Origin of the sequence: Bacillus sp. NP247, from assembly GCF_018966865.1 — a bacterium.
Lineage (GTDB): Bacteria > Bacillota > Bacilli > Bacillales > Bacillaceae_G > Bacillus_A.
Genome location: NZ_CP076653.1, coordinates 436,268 through 452,958, shown reverse-complemented (window position 1 = coordinate 452,958; position 16,691 = coordinate 436,268). Strand labels below are relative to the sequence as shown.

At 33.8% G+C, this 16,691-nt stretch carries 16 protein-coding genes; 10 read left to right on the top strand and 6 right to left on the bottom strand.

Annotated elements, in window-relative coordinates; translation table 11 throughout:
• The first annotated feature begins 46 nt into the window (after positions 1 to 46).
• Positions 47 to 886, top strand: coding sequence for a YitT family protein (locus KPL75_RS02425; protein ID WP_000747487.1), 840 nt, complete (start codon positions 47 to 49; stop codon positions 884 to 886).
• Positions 887 to 1,108: 222 nt separating this feature from the next.
• Here KPL75_RS02425 and KPL75_RS02420 read toward each other — a convergent pair whose 3' ends face one another.
• Positions 1,109 to 1,621: a DUF6141 family protein gene (locus KPL75_RS02420; protein ID WP_219919262.1), complete on the bottom strand. Its 513-nt coding sequence runs from the start codon at positions 1,619 to 1,621 to the stop codon at positions 1,109 to 1,111.
• A gap of 603 nt (positions 1,622 to 2,224) precedes the next feature.
• Here KPL75_RS02420 and KPL75_RS02415 point away from each other — a divergent pair.
• Complete coding sequence (locus tag KPL75_RS02415; RefSeq protein ID WP_002066188.1) at positions 2,225 to 2,902, top strand: response regulator transcription factor; 678 nt, start codon at positions 2,225 to 2,227, stop codon at positions 2,900 to 2,902.
• 1 nt (position 2,903) lies between these two features.
• Positions 2,904 to 4,280: a sensor histidine kinase gene (locus KPL75_RS02410; protein WP_219919261.1), complete on the top strand. Its 1,377-nt coding sequence runs from the start codon at positions 2,904 to 2,906 to the stop codon at positions 4,278 to 4,280.
• Between the two features lie 44 nt (positions 4,281 to 4,324).
• On the opposite strand, the gene KPL75_RS02405 is transcribed toward KPL75_RS02410, so the two are convergent.
• Both KPL75_RS02405 and KPL75_RS02400 read right to left on the bottom strand, forming a co-directional pair.
• Positions 4,325 to 5,584, bottom strand: coding sequence for an MFS transporter (locus tag KPL75_RS02405; protein ID WP_219919260.1), 1,260 nt, complete (start codon positions 5,582 to 5,584; stop codon positions 4,325 to 4,327).
• Between the two features lie 75 nt (positions 5,585 to 5,659).
• Positions 5,660 to 6,283: an ArsR/SmtB family transcription factor gene (locus KPL75_RS02400; protein ID WP_219919259.1), complete on the bottom strand. Its 624-nt coding sequence runs from the start codon at positions 6,281 to 6,283 to the stop codon at positions 5,660 to 5,662.
• Positions 6,284 to 6,467: 184 nt separating this feature from the next.
• Between KPL75_RS02400 and KPL75_RS02395 the strand changes: the two genes are divergently transcribed.
• Complete coding sequence (locus KPL75_RS02395) at positions 6,468 to 7,532, top strand: ABC transporter permease (RefSeq protein WP_002146730.1); 1,065 nt, start codon at positions 6,468 to 6,470, stop codon at positions 7,530 to 7,532.
• Positions 7,532 to 8,203: an ABC transporter ATP-binding protein gene (locus KPL75_RS02390; protein ID WP_002066196.1), complete on the top strand. Its 672-nt coding sequence runs from the start codon at positions 7,532 to 7,534 to the stop codon at positions 8,201 to 8,203. The genes KPL75_RS02395 and KPL75_RS02390 overlap by 1 nt, the downstream gene beginning before the upstream one ends.
• 77 nt (positions 8,204 to 8,280) lie before the next feature.
• On the opposite strand, the gene KPL75_RS02385 is transcribed toward KPL75_RS02390, so the two are convergent.
• From KPL75_RS02385 to KPL75_RS02375, 3 genes are all read right to left on the bottom strand, one after another.
• The gene (locus tag KPL75_RS02385) at positions 8,281 to 9,630 is read right to left on the bottom strand and encodes an FAD-binding oxidoreductase (protein ID WP_219919258.1); all 1,350 of its coding nucleotides are present in this window, start codon (positions 9,628 to 9,630) and stop codon (positions 8,281 to 8,283) included.
• A 533-nt stretch (positions 9,631 to 10,163) separates the two neighbouring features.
• Positions 10,164 to 11,234 (bottom strand): LPXTG cell wall anchor domain-containing protein, encoded by a 1,071-nt coding sequence (locus tag KPL75_RS02380; RefSeq protein ID WP_219919257.1) that lies wholly within the window; start codon positions 11,232 to 11,234, stop codon positions 10,164 to 10,166.
• A 145-nt stretch (positions 11,235 to 11,379) separates the two neighbouring features.
• A complete protein-coding gene (locus tag KPL75_RS02375; RefSeq protein WP_219919256.1) occupies positions 11,380 to 11,961 on the bottom strand; it encodes an ATP-binding protein in 582 nt (193 codons plus the stop codon).
• A 462-nt stretch (positions 11,962 to 12,423) separates the two neighbouring features.
• Here KPL75_RS02375 and KPL75_RS02370 point away from each other — a divergent pair, with 462 nt between their 5' ends.
• From KPL75_RS02370 to KPL75_RS02350, 5 genes are all read left to right on the top strand, one after another.
• Positions 12,424 to 12,897 (top strand): DUF4188 domain-containing protein, encoded by a 474-nt coding sequence (locus KPL75_RS02370; RefSeq protein WP_219919255.1) that lies wholly within the window; start codon positions 12,424 to 12,426, stop codon positions 12,895 to 12,897.
• A gap of 306 nt (positions 12,898 to 13,203) precedes the next feature.
• Positions 13,204 to 14,124 (top strand): class I SAM-dependent methyltransferase, encoded by a 921-nt coding sequence (locus KPL75_RS02365; protein ID WP_219919254.1) that lies wholly within the window; start codon positions 13,204 to 13,206, stop codon positions 14,122 to 14,124.
• A gap of 161 nt (positions 14,125 to 14,285) precedes the next feature.
• Positions 14,286 to 14,711 carry an ester cyclase gene (locus tag KPL75_RS02360; RefSeq protein WP_219919253.1) on the top strand — a complete coding sequence of 142 codons (426 nt, stop codon included), beginning with the start codon at positions 14,286 to 14,288 and terminating at the stop codon, positions 14,709 to 14,711.
• A gap of 186 nt (positions 14,712 to 14,897) precedes the next feature.
• A complete protein-coding gene (locus tag KPL75_RS02355) occupies positions 14,898 to 15,692 on the top strand; it encodes a MerR family transcriptional regulator (protein WP_219919252.1) in 795 nt (264 codons plus the stop codon).
• Positions 15,693 to 15,801: 109 nt separating this feature from the next.
• Positions 15,802 to 16,644, top strand: a complete 843-nt coding sequence (locus tag KPL75_RS02350; RefSeq protein WP_219919251.1) for a CPBP family intramembrane glutamic endopeptidase — start codon at positions 15,802 to 15,804, stop codon at positions 16,642 to 16,644.
• The last annotated feature ends 47 nt before the right edge of the window (positions 16,645 to 16,691 follow it).

Here is a 16,691-nt window from a genome sequence, read left to right as displayed (position 1 = left end):
GGAGTTTAAACTTGAATAAATATTTACATAAGAAGTGAGGTACTGTATGAAAAAAAGAACGACAGACATTATTTTTATTATTATTGGTGCATTTCTTTTTGCGTTAGGTGTGAATTTGTTTGTTATTCCGAACGAGTTTGGTGAGGGTGGAGTAACGGGTATCACGATTATTACCTACTATTTATTTGAGTGGTCACCAGGCTTAGTCAACTTAATTTTAAATGCGATTTTGTTAATAGCCGGTTATAAATTTTTGAATAAGATAACAACAATTTATACGATCATTGCTGTAGTTACTAACTCGCTATTTCTTCATTTGACAGAAGGCTGGACTATTGCTTCGGATGAAATGCTGGTAAATGCCATTTTCGGAGGAATATTTATAGGATGCGGGATTGGTCTAATCATTCGTGTTGGCGGAACAACAGCAGGTACTACCATTTTAGCAAGGATGACGCATAAATATTTAGGATGGAGCATTAGCTACGGTCTACTGTTCTTCGATTTAATTGTTGCGTTTTCATCTTATTTCATCATTGGTGCAGAAAAACTGATGATAACAATTATTATGCTATATGTAGCAACGAAAGTGATGGAGTTTGTAATTGAAGGTTTAAATCCGAAGAAAGCCATTACGATTATTTCTGATAATCCGAATGAAATTGCCGGGAAGGTGACTACCTTAATGGGCAGAGGGGTTACCGTGTACTCAGGTCATGGCTATTACACGAAAACTCCGAAGGAAATTCTTTATATTGTTATTAATAAGCAAGAAGTAGTGAAGCTAAAACGGATTGTTCAAACTACGGATCCGGCTGCGTTCATCGCTATACACGATGTTCGTGACGTATTTGGAGAAGGATTTGTTGATATTTCTAAGGCTTAATAAGAGTTAGAATTAGTTTTTAAAAAGGCAGAAAATGAGCAATATTTTTTATTGAAATAATCTTAATGCGAAAATATGAGAATCTATTTTGAGCACTTAATTATCAAGACCTAAATTTTAAAAAAACAAATAAATTCAAGGACATTATATATTTTATATGACTAATATGTAATGTCCTTTCTTATTCCACAATGATGCCCGTTTGTTGACGATTAATTTTAATTATGCTTTTTGTGCCGAGTCCAATGCTTTTTTTAATTCGTCCGGTTTTTGAGTGCCGATTACCACTGTGTTATATTTCAACTTTAACTCTATACCTTTCTTTCCATTCATGTTATAGGCCTTTTCACCTTTAAGGTTAAAACGAATTCCCCATCCTCCGAATCTTTTTAGTGGACTGTAAGTAATGCTTTCATAGTGACGTATATTTTTGAAAAGGTACTGTTTATATTGAAAATGAAAAGGAACAAAACGAACATAAAGACCTTTTTCACGGACCTCTATGATCAGTTTCAATACCCCAAGCATTAATACAGGAAAGGCAATCCCAAAAAACAACCACAAAGCAATTAACACACCATTGGGAGCTGGTTTATCTCCAAACGGGGTATCAAGGATAATTTGTTGAATGAATCCATACCACATCAGTGCGGCGATCCCCAATATGAGTATCCATGCCCAAATTTGTTGTGGTCGCTGAACCTCACGAAAGATAATACGTTCTTGTTGTTTCATTAATAATTGTCACCTCCTAAATGATTTATTACAGGGAATCATCCAGTAATATGTGTCCTTTGTTGTTATTCTCTATGAGAACCTCTTGTACTCTCATAGCACTTCACCCCTAAAAAAATTAACGCTCAGTCTAAAGACCTCACAACGCTTTCCGTTATGAGATGCGTTAGCTACCTAAATTATACAAACTTTTCTGAATCCGGTATACATATAGAGTTTTATTTTTATTATCGGTATAAGTAATCTAATGTTTATAAGAAAAGAGGATATATGCTCATATATTGAACGTAATATCCTCTTCTTAGTTTATTCTATTTAAAATCTATTTCAAAATGGATTCTTTTTATTTATCGTAAAATATTGGCTTGTAGGTATTATTTATGAACCTTTATTCCAAAGCTACATTATCATACGATCTGTTGTACTGTATTGCGGTTCTAATGCGTAGTATCTTTGATAACCTCAATAATTTCACTTTATGGATTTTAAAATTTAGCTCATTGCCATGAAAAAATTAATGCTGTAATTGTTTTTCTTTTTCTTGCAAAAAATCCAATTGTTTCTTAATGTAAGGATGTAGAAGGATGAACAAGAGAGGGTTTAATGAAGATGATACATATTTTATTAGCTGATGATGACAAGCATATTAGAGAGTTATTACATTACCATTTACAAAAAGAGGGTTTTAAAGTTTTTGAGGCTGAAGATGGAAAGGTAGCTCAAGGGATATTAGAGAAAGAAAATATTCACCTTGCGATAGTGGATATTATGATGCCATTTATTGATGGCTATACGTTGTGTGAAGAAATTCGAAAGTATCATGATATACCTGTTATTTTATTAACTGCAAAAGATCAGTTAGTTGATAAAGAAAAAGGATTCATTTCTGGCACGGATGATTATATTGTAAAGCCATTTGAACCAGCTGAAGTGATTTTCCGTATGAAAGCATTATTGCGCCGTTATCAAATGCTGAGTGCTGATATTATTACGCTGCACGGGACGACAATTGATCGAAAAGGGTTTGAAGTGAAGTGTAACGGTCAGACGATTTTATTACCGCTGAAGGAATTTGAATTATTATCGCAACTTGCTAGTTATCCTGGAAGAACATTCTCGAGAGAAGAATTAATTGAATTAGTATGGGGAATGGATTTTGAAGGGGATGAACGAACAGTCGATGTTCATGTGAAGCGACTGAGAGATCGTTTCTCAAAACGAACAGATGATTTTCAAATTACAACAGTACGTGGACTCGGTTATAAGTTGGAGTTGAAATAAGATGAAATCATTGTATTCTAGATTTGTTTTTATGACGGTCGGGATTATGCTACTTAGTAGTATTATCGGTTTTTTATTAACAAATGTGTACTATCAAGTGAAGTTAAAACCGTACAATAGTGAAAAGATTTTAATGTATGCTGAGGAAGTAAAATCATTATACGAAAAACAAAGTGAAGAAAATAAAGAGGCATACTTACAGTCAATTGCGAAATTAGGATATGAAATTTATATTGTAGATGACCAAAAGAATGGAAAGCGCATCGGGAATGCGTTTCGTAAGATAACAATTAGTGATGCTACAGTTCATAAAGTACTGCAAGGTGAAACGTATAATGGTGTTTCCACATATCCAACCCGCCTGTTTATTACAGGATTTTTCGATAATGAATTAATTAATAGTGTAGGTGTCCCGTTAAAACATGGTGATAAACAATACGCTTTATTCATTCGTCCTGACATTCAGCAACAATTTGGTGAGATGAGAATTTTTCTAGCGGTGTTACTTGGTTTCATCGTTGTATTAAGTATCATTTTTATAGCGATTGCAGCAGGGTATATTGTGCGTCCTATTCGAACATTTACGAAAGCTACCAAAAAGATTGCAAGTGGTGAATATGATATTGAATTAGATGAAAATCGAAAAGATGAAATTGGTACGCTAGCAACTAATTTTCAAAAAATGACGAAGAGTATAAAAGAATTAGATCAAATGAGACAAGAGTTCGTTTCTAACGTTTCTCATGAATTCCAATCGCCACTTTCTTCGATACAAGGTTTTTCGAAAACATTACAATCGGAGAATATGAGTGAAGAGGAAAGAAAACGTTACTTGAAAATTATTGAGGGAGAAAGTAAGCGGATGTCTAGTTTATGTAAACAGTTACTTACGCTCGCTTCATTAGATAAAGAAGAGAAAGTTCTACAAATTAAAGAGTTTCACTTACAAAAGCAAATTAAAGACGTCATTTTTATGCTTGAATGGAAATGGCGTGAAAAAGATATCGCCGTTGAATTTGATGTACCTAATATCACTATACAAGGTGATGAAAACTTACTTCATCAAGTATGGAGTAATATTTTTACGAATAGCATTAAGTTTTCAAACGATGGCGGGACCGTTGAATTTGTTGTAGAAGAATTAGAGTCTAGCGTTATAATCTCTATATCAGATAATGGAATTGGTATGGAAAAAGAAGAAATGGATCGTATTTTTGATCGCTTTTACAAAGTAGATACAGCAAGGGCAAGGAACGTGGAAGGAAGCGGCTTAGGATTATCGATCGTACAGAAAATTGTTGAACTGCATCAAGGAACCGTTTCGGTATATAGTACGAAAGGGGAAGGGACTACTGTTCGGGTTGAACTTCCTAAATAAATGAAAAAGAAGACAATTTCACAATGGAAATTGTCTTCTTTTTGCTATAAAGCCGCACCTTTCCCACGTTCTTCCTTAAACCGCACTCCAAAAGTATCAGCTGTAATTTCATCAGCTTTCGGCAATGAACGTAATTTCGGATGAAGTAGCCATACGAGAGAAATAAATAAAATACCGATGCTAGCGAGCGCGAAAATGAGCTGGCTACTAAATACATTTGCAGTGTATCCGCCAATTAAAGAACCGAAAGGCATCGCAATTGTGCCCATACTTCGCATGACTGAGTTGATACGTCCAATATATTGATTTGGAATTACAATTTGACTAATTGTCGCAAATAATATATTCGTGGCACCAATTGGTATCCAAGCTAGGCCAAATAAGAAAATAGACAGCCATTGAAACGGTACAATCGTAGAGAGAAACCAAAAGATAGCACCAGTCGCAAAGCCAATAATAGAGACACGGCCAACATTACGTTTACCAACCCATGAACTTAATAATGCTCCAATTAAACTACCTGCTGATATAGCAGCTAAGAAGAAGCCGTATGATTTCACACCGCCTAAAGAATCAGCGAAAGAAGGGAGTATTGCCATCGTCATACCGATTGAAAAATTGGCAACAACGGAACCGATTAAGAATACGCCCATTAAGGAACGGAAGACGATTGAAAAACCTTCTTTTAAATCAGAAAAATATTGTTTAGTTGAAAGTGATGTGCTCGTTTCTGTTTGCTTTGGCATTTTTAATGAAAAGAACAAAAGGGCAGTAATCGCGAATGTAAAAGAGTCGATTACATATAAAGTAATGGCGCCAAATAGTGCTACTAATATTCCAGAAAGAGTCGTGCAAATTAAATCAATGCCTTGATACGCAAATGAAAAGAGAGAGTTCCCTTTTAATAATTGTGTTTTATGAAGTAGAAGTGGTAAAGCTTTTGACTGTGCGGGATAGGCGAATTGCTCGATAAAGGCTACGATTGGCATAATGATGAGTAGTAGTTGTACTGTTAATAGGTCGAAGTAGTGTGTAATAGGAATGATTAAAATAAGAATGCATTGCAGAACTTGTGTGATGACGAGGGTGTTTTTTATTGACCATCTATCAACGAATGGACCAGTAAGAAATTGTAATGCAGAAGGTAATAATGTAAGGAAACCAGCCAATCCAGAATAAAAAGGATTACCACTAAGTTCATATACGAGCCACATCGCTGCTACGTAATATAAGCTATCTCCTATGTTGGTAAAAATTCTTCCTAAAAATAATAAGAGGAAATTCCGGTTTTTCAATATGTCCATTTAATCTACTCCTTTATAAAAATTTTATTTGGTAAAATAAAATTGACCGTTTGTGAAAAAAGAAGAAAAATCGTATTACGATTTTTCTTCTTTTTTCACAAAGCGCTGCATCGCTCGTTCATCGATTTGTAGTGCAGTAGTAGAAATGTAATAAGATTTACTATTTGGATCTTTATCTGCGTCTTTTGCGATCTCATTTAATTCAGCCATTAATTCATGAAACTTTTTCACCCACACTTGAAATTGTTCTGGCGTTGCATCAAACTCCCAGCAGGACGAAACGTAATTCCACTCAGACGGGTCTTCGCTTACTTTTCGTAATGTAAAAGCTTCTTCTGGTGCAGCGAGAATATGGCTTTTCGTTCTTTCTGTCATTTGTAAAAAGATTTGGCGACCTGATTCGCTTAATATTTCTAAATGAGGTAATAGATCTGCGGCAGGAGTGAAGCCTTTAGCAACAGATTGATAAAACTTTTGAACGATGCCATTTTTCTCTTCTGTATATACGATTTCTATAAAACCATTTTTCTCTAATTCTTTTAAATGATAATGAATTTTCGCCCTTGAAATGCCGAATTTTTCAGATAGTAGTTGTCCTGTATAAGGACGTTCACATAGACGCATCATCATTTCGACTCGTAGTGGATCGCTCATTGCTTTTAGTTGGCTATAAGTAGTTAGTGTTAACATGGGCTTCAACGTAATCAGCTCCTCGAATTAAATTACTCGGTCAATATTATTTGACTGAATTGTATCAAGGATTTTATTTATTTTCAATACTTTCAGAAAATTTATTTTTCACAATGTAATCTTCTGTTCATATTCCGTTCATATTTCTTTTTTATTATAAGTGCATAGAAAGTAATAGGAAGGAGCGAGCGAAATGTTTTTAGCTCTGCGTGAATTAAAACAATCAAAATTAAGATATGGATTAATCGGACTTATTATGGTGTTATTATCATTTTTAGTCCTTGTAATTTCAGGATTAGCAAATGGATTATCATATGATAATGCTTCATCGATTCAAAATATGGAGGCAAATAAATTTGTACTAGCGGATGATGCGGAAAATAAATTACTTCGTTCACAAATTAAGCAAGATGATGTAGATAACGTAGTAAATCAAGTAGGCGAGAAAGAGGCCGTTCCGTTTCGTGTAAAAATTTCAACTTATGAAAAGAAAGATAGTTCAAAAAAAGTGGATGTTGCTATTTTCTCAAGTGAACGTGATTCATTTTTAGAACCGAAAATTGTAAAAGGTGAGAAATTAGGTACAGCAAACAATGAAATGGTTGCTGATGAATCAATTAAAGAAAAAGGAATCGATATTGGAGATACAATTATTGATCCTGTTTCAAAGAAAGAATTTAAAATCGTTGGATTTACGAAAGATCAAATGTTTAGCCATACACCAGTCGTTTATGTAAATGAAGACGTATGGGGCTCTATCTCTCAACCAAACCAAAAAGATTATAGTGCAATTGCACTTAATACAGATAAAGACATTAAAAATGCACATGTTATCGACAAAAAAGAAGTATTACAAAGTATTCCAGGATTTAAAGAAGAACAAGGAACATTAACGATGATTATTGCGTTCTTACTTGTTATCGCAGCGTTACTAATTGGTGTATTCTTCTACGTAATTACATTACAAAAAACACAGCAATTAGGTGTATTAAAAGCAATCGGTACGAAAAATTCTTATTTAGCAAATAGCTTAGTCGTACAGGCGTTATTCTTATCAGTCGTGGCGATGATAATCAGTATTGTTCTTGTACAAGGGTTAGAACAAATTTTACCAGCAGGTATGCCGTTCTTATTAACAACACCGATGATTGCACAATATGCAGCAATCTTTATCGTAATTAGTATTTTAGGAACACTTATTTCGTTATATCAAGTATTAAAAGTTGATGCATTAGAAGCAATTGGAGGCGGGATGTAATGACTTCATTATTAAAATTAGACAAAGTGAGTAAAGTGTACGGAGAAGGGAATACAGAAGTAACAGCCCTTCATCCGATGTCGCTAGATGTGAAAGCTGGAGAGTTTATCGGAATCGTCGGTCCCTCTGGATCAGGGAAAAGTACGTTATTATCAATCGCGGGTGCTTTACTATCACCGTCAAAAGGGGATATTTACATTCGTGAGCAAAATATTACGAAGTTATCAGAAAAGGAAATGACAGACATTCGTTTGAAAAAAATCGGATTCATTTTCCAGTTCGCAAATCTTGTTCCATATTTAAATGTAAAAGAACAATTGCTTTACATTGCAAAGCTAAAAAAAGAAAACAAACAAGAATCTGAAAAGCGTGCGGATCACTTATTAGCGGCATTTGGATTAGGAGAAAGAAAAAATCACTATCCAAATCAACTATCTGGTGGGGAAAAACAAAGGGTAGCAATCACTCGTGCTTTCATGAACAACCCAGATTTAATATTAGCTGATGAACCAACTGCAAGCTTAGACTCAAAACGTGCTCGTGAAGTCGTTGAAATGATGAAACGTGAAGTGAAAGAAAGCCAAAAAGCAGCAATTATGATTACACATGATGAAAGAATGCTTGATGTATGTGATCGTATATTGACGCTTAGAGATGGAAAATTGGTATGATGAAAAAGGAACTCTTACGATTGTAAGAGTTCCTTTTTCTATTTAAATTAAAGAGGCTTTATTTATTTTGTCATGCATTAACAAGAGGAAGAGGGTGGTATACTTTGTGGAAAACGGAATAGATTTTCAGGGTCATATTTTGCTTTTATTTTCCGAAGTTTAGCAAAGTTTGATCCGTAATATTCTTGTCCGAAATTTTCGATGTTTTGATCTGGAACATTAACATAAGAACCAGTTACATAAGGTTTTATTAATTGGCGTACTCTTTCAACTGATGCTAGATTTGCAGCCTCTTCGGACTTATCTTTCCAACTAGCAGTCCATTCCGTATAAAATAATGGGCTACGCCAAAAGAAAGCTGTTTTATTGCTAGGTACTTTACTTATAGCACCTCCCCAATTAATAAAAAAGAAATTAGCTTCTGTTCCAGTAGCTTCTTCTAAAAATTGTTTCATAATTGAAATAGGCTCTTCCGGCCAAAGGTTAAGTGCCCAAGCCGAAGAAAACTTAACGCTCTGATCAGAGCGACCAGGGATTGGCTCATCCGGATCTAAGAAATCTATAGCGGCTGGGTAGGGCAATTCTTCTATAACAATTTGTGTTGGAGTTCCAGCACTTGTTAAAGGTTCTAATAAGTTTATAAGCTCGTTTTTTGAACCTAAAAATATACCTTCTGCATGACAAAGTCCATTTATTTTGCTGTAGATTTCAAGTAGGCATCCTAATCGTGAGTCTACAAAAGGAGCCCATTCTTGCCAGACTTTGAAAACAGTTTCTAACTGATCCCATGGCCAAATGATATTGAAGACTGTGGCAGTATTAGGGGCACGGTGAAGCTTCAATGTATATTCAGTATTGTATCCGAAATTTCCACCACCACCACCTCTAGAAGCCCATAATAAATCTTTATTGCAACATAGATCTGCTTGAATGATTCGGCCTGTCGCATCTACTGTTTCCAAAGCAATAAGGTTATCACTTATTAGACCGATTGTTCGTGAGACTACTCCAAATCCACCGCCCATTGTAATGCCACCAATTCCAACTGTTGGACTATCTCCAAACGGTGACATGAAACCTTCCCTAGCTAGTCCTTTTACAAGTGGACCGACGTGAATTCCAGTTTGAACGGTTGCTATACCATTCTTTTTATCTAAACTAACTTTGTTCATATCACTTACATCGATAACAATGCCGCCATTTACTACAGAAAGATTTTTATCTAGCGCATGCCGACCGCTTCTGACACGTAAGGGAACATGATTTTCGCGAGCCCATTTAATGGCGTTACTGACATCATTTGAATTTTGTGCAAAAACAAAGACGAGGGGGAAGACATCAACGTAAGGATTCCAATTCTTAATAGCTTCTAAATAGCCTGGATCTCCTTTGTAAATTACTCGTCCTGTGAGCTTTGTTGAACCCATTTATTTCACTCCTTATAAATATTTTATAGATGTCGTTCTAATGTAGCCAGGGAACATGGTCATGTAGTAATTAGAAGAATAAGGACTTTATGGGAGGGAGGATGAAAATATCCTGTAGGCACTAGTAGAGGGTGAATATGTGGCAGTCTAGATGATTTGGAAAATTTTATTGCTACACAAGTTCTATTAGTAGTGTATGAATTGAGAGTTAACTTTGTTAAAGAATTGTACATTTTCCTATCAACATGACTTAGGTGAGTGAATTACAGTACGAGTGAAAGTTTTCTTGTTTTGTTAAAGCATAAGGAACGAATATAAGTTTGGAATTTGATAAATGTATTTGTTTTTTGTAGTATCATAGTGGAAAAGTAAAAGGTCTGCCATTACAAAAATGATATGTGGATAGAGAGAGTTCTATTTTAGAAGAATAGTTAGTCCATAAACTTACATATATTTGGTCTCTTCCTTAAGAAGCCGATGCAATGGTTCTTAAGGAAGAGACCGTATATTATATAAAATAAATTATAACTGCCTTATAAAAAACTTTTAATTTTATTACGCGCAAGTAATAAAACGCCGCCTAGTACAGATAACATGCCTAAAGCCATATTATTTGATTCTTCACTACCAGCGTTAGGAAGTTCTCTAGCATTGTTGTTTGTATTTGTAGTACCAGTTTTTGTTTCTGTTTGTTTCGATTGAGATACTTCATTAATTTTGTTATCTACATTTTGCTTCGTTGTATGGACTTCAGCTAATTTGTCATCGATTTTCTTCTCAGTATGTTTAAAATCGTTTATTTTAATATCTAAGTCTTGTTTTTTCTTTGTTAAATCGTCTGAAACAGTTTGTTTCGCTTGTTTGATTTCGTTCAATTTATTTATTAAGTCCTGTCTAGTCTCTTGTAACTCAGCCAGTTTGTTTTTCACATCTTGTTTAGCTAGTTCTAAGTTAGATGAAAGACTATCTAAATTTTGTTTAATTTTCTTCAGTTCCTCTAACGTGTTACCGGTATTCGGCTTATTTTCTTTAATTTCAGCCAGTTTGTCCTCAGCAGTTTGTTTCGCTTTCTTTAACTCAGCTAATGTTTCATCTACATGTTTTTTAACTTCCTTAAGTTCATTAACCTTTGCATCGATATTTTCTTTATGCTGCTTAATTTCATTCACTTTTTCATCGACAGTTTGTTTATGTTCTTTAATCTCATTAACCTTTTCATCAACAGTTTGCTTATGCTCTTTAATTTCAGCAATTTTATCCTCAGCAATCTGTTTATCTTGCTGAAGTTTTGCATCTAACTCTTGTTTATGTTGTTTAATCTCGCCAATTTTTTCATCTGCAACTTGTTTACGTTCATGTAGTTCGTTAACCTTTGTATCAACATTTTCCTTAACTTGGTTAAGTTCATTTAATGTTTGATCCACATTTTCTTTGTGCTGCTGCAATTTCGCATCTAACTCTTGTTTATGTTGCTTAATTTCAGCTAATCGATCTCCAGTACTTTGCTGGGGAGTAGCATCATTTACTTCTGCATGAGTAGGGGTAGATCCCGCAATCATTGCTAAAGCTAGTGTAGACGCAGCGATTGTTTGTTTTGTTTTCATATTTTTGTACCTCTTTCCTATGAATGAACTCTATTGTGTAAAATTGAGCATATAAAAGCAGATTATTATATCATTATATACCATGTGTGATGCCCAGAGGAAGTATTTGCATAATAATCTATGATTATGTAATTCTTATAGTCTCTTATTTTTGGATAGGAGACAAATCTTCAGCAAGATGAACAATTTCTTCTATAGTAGAGTTTACATCCTTATTATTGCGAATAACAAACAAATAATCAGCCTCATTTTCTACAGGGTCTACTACATCTTCATGCAGTGATTCAGTTTGTTGGCGATTTAACACTTCTTTGAAACTAGAATAATTACCTCTAAAGATATTCGTATTTCGTGTACTACGAGCCACTCTTTCATAAAGTACGTCATCTGGAATGTCAAAATGAACGAGTATGCGTACATATTCCTCTTTCTTAAACAGTTCATTTAGCAAATACATCCGGCCGTTCCGGCTTCTATTTGAGTTGCAAATGATAAGGTGTAAATTTGTATATTCTTTTGCATAATCAACAATGAATTTCGAAAGACTGTGCTTAAATGTATTAGGGCCTTCAGTTGGCTGTAATTTTTCATAATGCATGTTAATAAATTCAGCTTGGTTATCTTGATCCATAACGAAAGAGTGGGGTAACTCTTTTTCTAGTTCTCTAGCAAATGTAGTTTTTCCACTGTGGGTTTTTCCCACGGTAATAATGACTAATCGTTTCATATTGGCCTCCATATATATTGTTATAATCTGGAATATTCGATGTGAATCGACAATTTCCCTGCCAGAGAATATACAAAGTGTCGGAGTGTTAGTGGGCTGAAAATTTCACAAAAAACTTATTTATTCTATAATTTACCAATGAGAAAAAAGTGTAGAATAGGGTTCTCCTAATCAGGAGAATCCTATTTTTGCTGTGAAAATGAAGGAGTATGATGTGATGTTGTCTTAACTCAAATGAACTAAAAATATTCTGTTTAGAAAGGAGGCAGCAATACTATGGTTATTGAAATAGATATATCTAGAAGGAAATTTAATTTCGTTTATTCCTTTCGAGGTGAAGCATAAGGAACAATCATTTGAAGCTTTAAAAAAGCCCTGAAGTATGGAAATGCTCCTGGCGAAAAGGAGATCTAGGGCAAATGTTAATGATAGCTGTTAATAATAAAAAAGGTGGGGATTAAAGTGGGAGCTAAAATTTTTAATGGCAGGCATATAGCCAATAGCAAGGATAAAGAATTTGTTGTTTTTATTATTGGTATGCGTATTAATAACTTATTGGAATTTTGGAAGTGGATACCAGTTTTTAATGCTATGGGACCTATGATTAAAGAATTGTATCAAAACCCACAATGGGGTTTCTTACATACAGAATTCTTATTTAGTTGGAGAAAAGTAATTTTAATTCAATACTGGAAGGGATTCGACGAATTAGTAAACTATGCTCACGGAGAAAACCATTCATATGCTTGGAAATCATACAATAATAAGATTAAAGATAATGGGAGTGTCGGTGTTTTTCACGAAACTTATCAAATAGAAAAAGGTGCTTCTGAAGCAATCTATGTTAATATGCCAAAAACAGGTTTATCTAGAGCTACCGAACACATACCAGTATCTCAAGATACTAATACTGCTCAAAAAAGAATGAATAAATAATTTAGAATATTCAATATTAAAACCGATAAAAATCCTCTATTGATATGAAAAATGAAGTAGGAGAAAGGCACCTTAGAGTGTTTTTTCTTTATTTTCAAAAGGACCTGTTCAATGAAATAGGAATATTCTGTATGCAATTTCAATTTTCCTCTTGAAAACATACAATTTATCGAGGTGTTAAAGAGAGTTGAAAACTTGACAAAAAAACTTATTTATGCTATAATTTACCAATATAAAAATACGGTGTATAATAGGGTTCTCCTGGCCAGGGGACCCTATTTTTGTTGTGAAAATGAAGGAGAGTGTATGTGCGTGAAACAAGGTGAAGCAAGTGTAACGTCGTTAGTATCAGCTTTTGGAAGGGCATATCATAGTGAATTTGATAGTCCTAAAATCTTTGATGATTATGTAGCTAAAGATTTAATTTCACAAAAAGAACGTAACAATATTGAAATGAACATGGTTCAAGGGATACATTTTTTCAATAAAGACATTGCAGAGAAGTTTCAAGACAATCCAAAAGAAATATTAAAATGGATTACGCAAGTTCAGTTGTCACCAACACCTTTAGCACGTGCAGCCTATTGTGAACGAGTATTACTACATGAAATTACACTAGGAGCAAAACAATACGTCATACTCGGTGCGGGATTAGATACGTTCAGTTTTAGACACCGAGAATTAGAAAATAAAATAGAAATATTTGAAGTGGATCATCCTTCTACGCAACAGGCTAAGAAGGTAAGAGTGAAAGAAGCAGAATTTGAAATTCCAAATAACCTTCATTTTGTTTCGATGGATTTTACGAAAGGATTTTCCTATGAACAGTTACGCAATGACGGATTTCAAAATAAAAAGACTTTCTTTAGTCTTTTAGGTGTTGCGTATTATTTAACGAAAGAGGAACTTTCCAGTTTAATAGAATGTTTATTTGAGTCGGTTCCAGCAGGGAGTTCCATCGTTTTCGATTATCCTGATGAAAACTTATTTACGGAAAAAGGATTGTCCAATCGAGTTGAAAACATGGTGAAAATGGCTGAAGTAGGCGGAGAACCGATGAAATCATGTTTTTCTTATCGCGAAATGGAAGCACTGTTAGAGAAGTCCGGTTTACTCATTTATGAACACTTATCACCAGAGGATATAAATAAATTATATTTTGAGGGACGAAACGATTTTTTAGAAGCTTTTGAGACGGTGCATTACGTTCATGCGGTGAAGAAGTAGATAATCGTTATGATGAATATTCAGGGGAAACAATTGGGATTTCTTAAGAAAGAAGAGATTTTGTCTTTTAATTGTACACACGAATCAATTTACTTTAATAGTTAGATTCAAATAAACTATGATATGATTAGTATTGGATTTCTTAATAAGGGGGTTTTAAAATGACGCCAGAACAAATTGTTAGAAAATTTTTTGATGAAGTACGTTCGGGGAATAATCCTGACTATTCAAATCAATTAATGGCAGAAAAAGTATTGGCACATCAAATTGTATCTGAAGAAGAACAAACAGTTTGCAGAACACCTGAAGATTATACTGAACATGTAAGAGAGATGATTGAAGTATACGGTAATTTTTCTTTAGAAATTCAAGAATTTTTAGTACAAGGAAGTAAAGTATATGTACGTTGGAAACAAGTAGGTATGCATCTAGGAGAAATCGATGGATATCAACCTACAGGACTCCCAATAATTCAAATAGCAAGTGCGGTGTATAGAGTAGAAGATGGAAAAATTGCAGAGTATTGGATTCAAATTGATAGGTCAGGAATTCAAAACCAATTAGAGCGCAATAAAAATATTCAGTAGTTAACTTTTAAAGCTATAAGTAGGCATGGGGAGAAATCTCTGTGTCTCTTTTTTTAGGGGAAATAAGGAAATGAGATGTAGTGTGGGAAGTAGTAAGTATATGGTTATTGGAAGGGAAATTCGATGGTTTAAAGAATATGTAGTATGAATGTAAAAGATTAAGTAGCAATGATTAAGGAGAATATAATGTACACAATTGGACAAGTCGCTAAATTTTTAGGTGTATCTAGGGATACTTTGAAGTTTTATGAGGAAAAAGATTTGGTCAAGCCTAAGCAAAGTATCGAAAATGGGTATAGAAAATATAATCAGTTTGATATTTATGATATAACAACGGTAAATTTCTATAGGGAAATGGATATTGAAATAAAAAAAATTCAGGAATTAAGAAAGAGTAAGAGTATCGAGGGAATAAAATCATTATTAGAAGAGAAAGAACAAGAAGTGTTAGAGGAAATAGAATATAAAAAACTTCTTTTAAAAAAGCTTCAAATAGTGAAAGAAGATTGCGGAAAAATCAAACGATTCTTAGGAGAATACACAGTAAAAGAAATGAAGCCTTTAGAAATAAAAGGAGAAATAGAACATTTTACTGCGTATGATGAATATGAATCTTTGAAAAAGAACACGGACAGCTTAAAAAAAGCAGTTACTTTAACATCTTTACGAAGAGTCATAAGTTTTAATGAAGAAGGTATTATAGAGGATAAATTTATAATTGTAAGAAAAGTAGAGAACTTTGATAAAGAAATAGAAGGTGAAGTTCTATCGCATCCAAAATGTATTTATACAGTTATTGAAGATGGAAGATGGTCAACTGGTGGGAAAAGTATTGATCATAATGTGGAAGCTAGTTTAAGAAAAGTAGCAATAGAAAAAGGGTATGAATTTTTGGGGCTAGTTTATATAAATCAATTATTGACCACTTATGAAGATGGGCTTGAACGTATATTTTTAGAAATTTATGCACCTATAAAATAATGCAGATATGTATTGACCTGTGAGTAACCCCTAGGTTTAAGCTGAAGGTAGTAGTAAATATGAGCGTTAATATATTTACGAAATACTTAGTTTGAAGAGGGGAATATACATGGATAGAGAAAAGAAACTAAAAAAACTAAAAAAACCAGTAGCAAGTTTTATTCTACTAACTAATCTCATATTTTTGGCACTTTTTTGTCTTGTAGTAGCCATAAGCCTATTAGGATTTTCTACATGGGTAGTTGATGTAATGTTCTGTATATCAGCTTGGTCCTCAACCTTTGCTTTTGCAATACTATTTAAAAAAATCTATCCTGGGCAGAGTTTTATCCAATTTGTAAAAGATAAATTCAAGAATAAACTTAAATTTTCTGTGATTCTTACTACGATTATGATTCAAGCCTTCATATTTTTGATGATTTTATTTCTCGTATCTAATAAAAGTTCAGTAGACTCTATTTTTACTATATCTTCATGGGGAATGCTGGTTTATTTCTTTTTTAAAACCCTGCTTTCAGGGCCAATAGGAGAAGAATTAGGGTGGAGAGGTTTCGCTCAAAGTGAGCTCCAAAAGAAGCATTCGCCATTCAAAGCTTCGGTAATCATAGGGTTTTGGTGGGGTATGTGGCATCTACCTATATGGTTTACTACAGGGTATGTGGGCATTGATTTAATCAAATATATTCTATTCTTTATGATTGCAATCATATCTACTAAGATCGTTATGACAGCATTTTATAACTTAAATCAGAATTTAATTATCCCAATCATCATCCACCAATTCTTTAATTTTTTTATTGGCCTAGTAAACGGAAACTTAATTGATTTAATCACGTATAACGCGATTTTTTATTTAGTAGTAGCAGTTTTAATCATTGTTATAAATCCAAAGAGAGTACTGTATGGAAAGGAAGATATAAACATTATTAATGAAAAGTATCATAGGAGATAGTGATAGCTGTATCAAACCTTTTTGAAAAACAAGGAAATGAAATATAG

Coding starts and splice junctions, on each gene's coding strand:
- KPL75_RS02380 (WP_219919257.1), bottom strand. CDS start 11,234: ATGAAAACAAAACAAACAATCGCTGCGTCTACACTAGCTTTAGCAATG.
- KPL75_RS02385 (WP_219919258.1), bottom strand. CDS start 9,630: ATGGGTTCAACAAAGCTCACAGGACGAGTAATTTACAAAGGAGATCCA.
- KPL75_RS02365 (WP_219919254.1), top strand. CDS start 13,204: ATGTGCGTGAAACAAGGTGAAGCAAGTGTAACGTCGTTAGTATCAGCT.
- KPL75_RS02395 (WP_002146730.1), top strand. CDS start 6,468: ATGTTTTTAGCTCTGCGTGAATTAAAACAATCAAAATTAAGATATGGA.
- KPL75_RS02420 (WP_219919262.1), bottom strand. CDS start 1,621: ATGAAACAACAAGAACGTATTATCTTTCGTGAGGTTCAGCGACCACAA.
- KPL75_RS02410 (WP_219919261.1), top strand. CDS start 2,904: ATGAAATCATTGTATTCTAGATTTGTTTTTATGACGGTCGGGATTATG.
- KPL75_RS02355 (WP_219919252.1), top strand. CDS start 14,898: ATGTACACAATTGGACAAGTCGCTAAATTTTTAGGTGTATCTAGGGAT.
- KPL75_RS02390 (WP_002066196.1), top strand. CDS start 7,532: ATGACTTCATTATTAAAATTAGACAAAGTGAGTAAAGTGTACGGAGAA.
- KPL75_RS02425 (WP_000747487.1), top strand. CDS start 47: ATGAAAAAAAGAACGACAGACATTATTTTTATTATTATTGGTGCATTT.
- KPL75_RS02360 (WP_219919253.1), top strand. CDS start 14,286: ATGACGCCAGAACAAATTGTTAGAAAATTTTTTGATGAAGTACGTTCG.
- KPL75_RS02415 (WP_002066188.1), top strand. CDS start 2,225: ATGAAGATGATACATATTTTATTAGCTGATGATGACAAGCATATTAGA.
- KPL75_RS02405 (WP_219919260.1), bottom strand. CDS start 5,584: ATGGACATATTGAAAAACCGGAATTTCCTCTTATTATTTTTAGGAAGA.
- KPL75_RS02375 (WP_219919256.1), bottom strand. CDS start 11,961: ATGAAACGATTAGTCATTATTACCGTGGGAAAAACCCACAGTGGAAAA.
- KPL75_RS02350 (WP_219919251.1), top strand. CDS start 15,802: ATGGATAGAGAAAAGAAACTAAAAAAACTAAAAAAACCAGTAGCAAGT.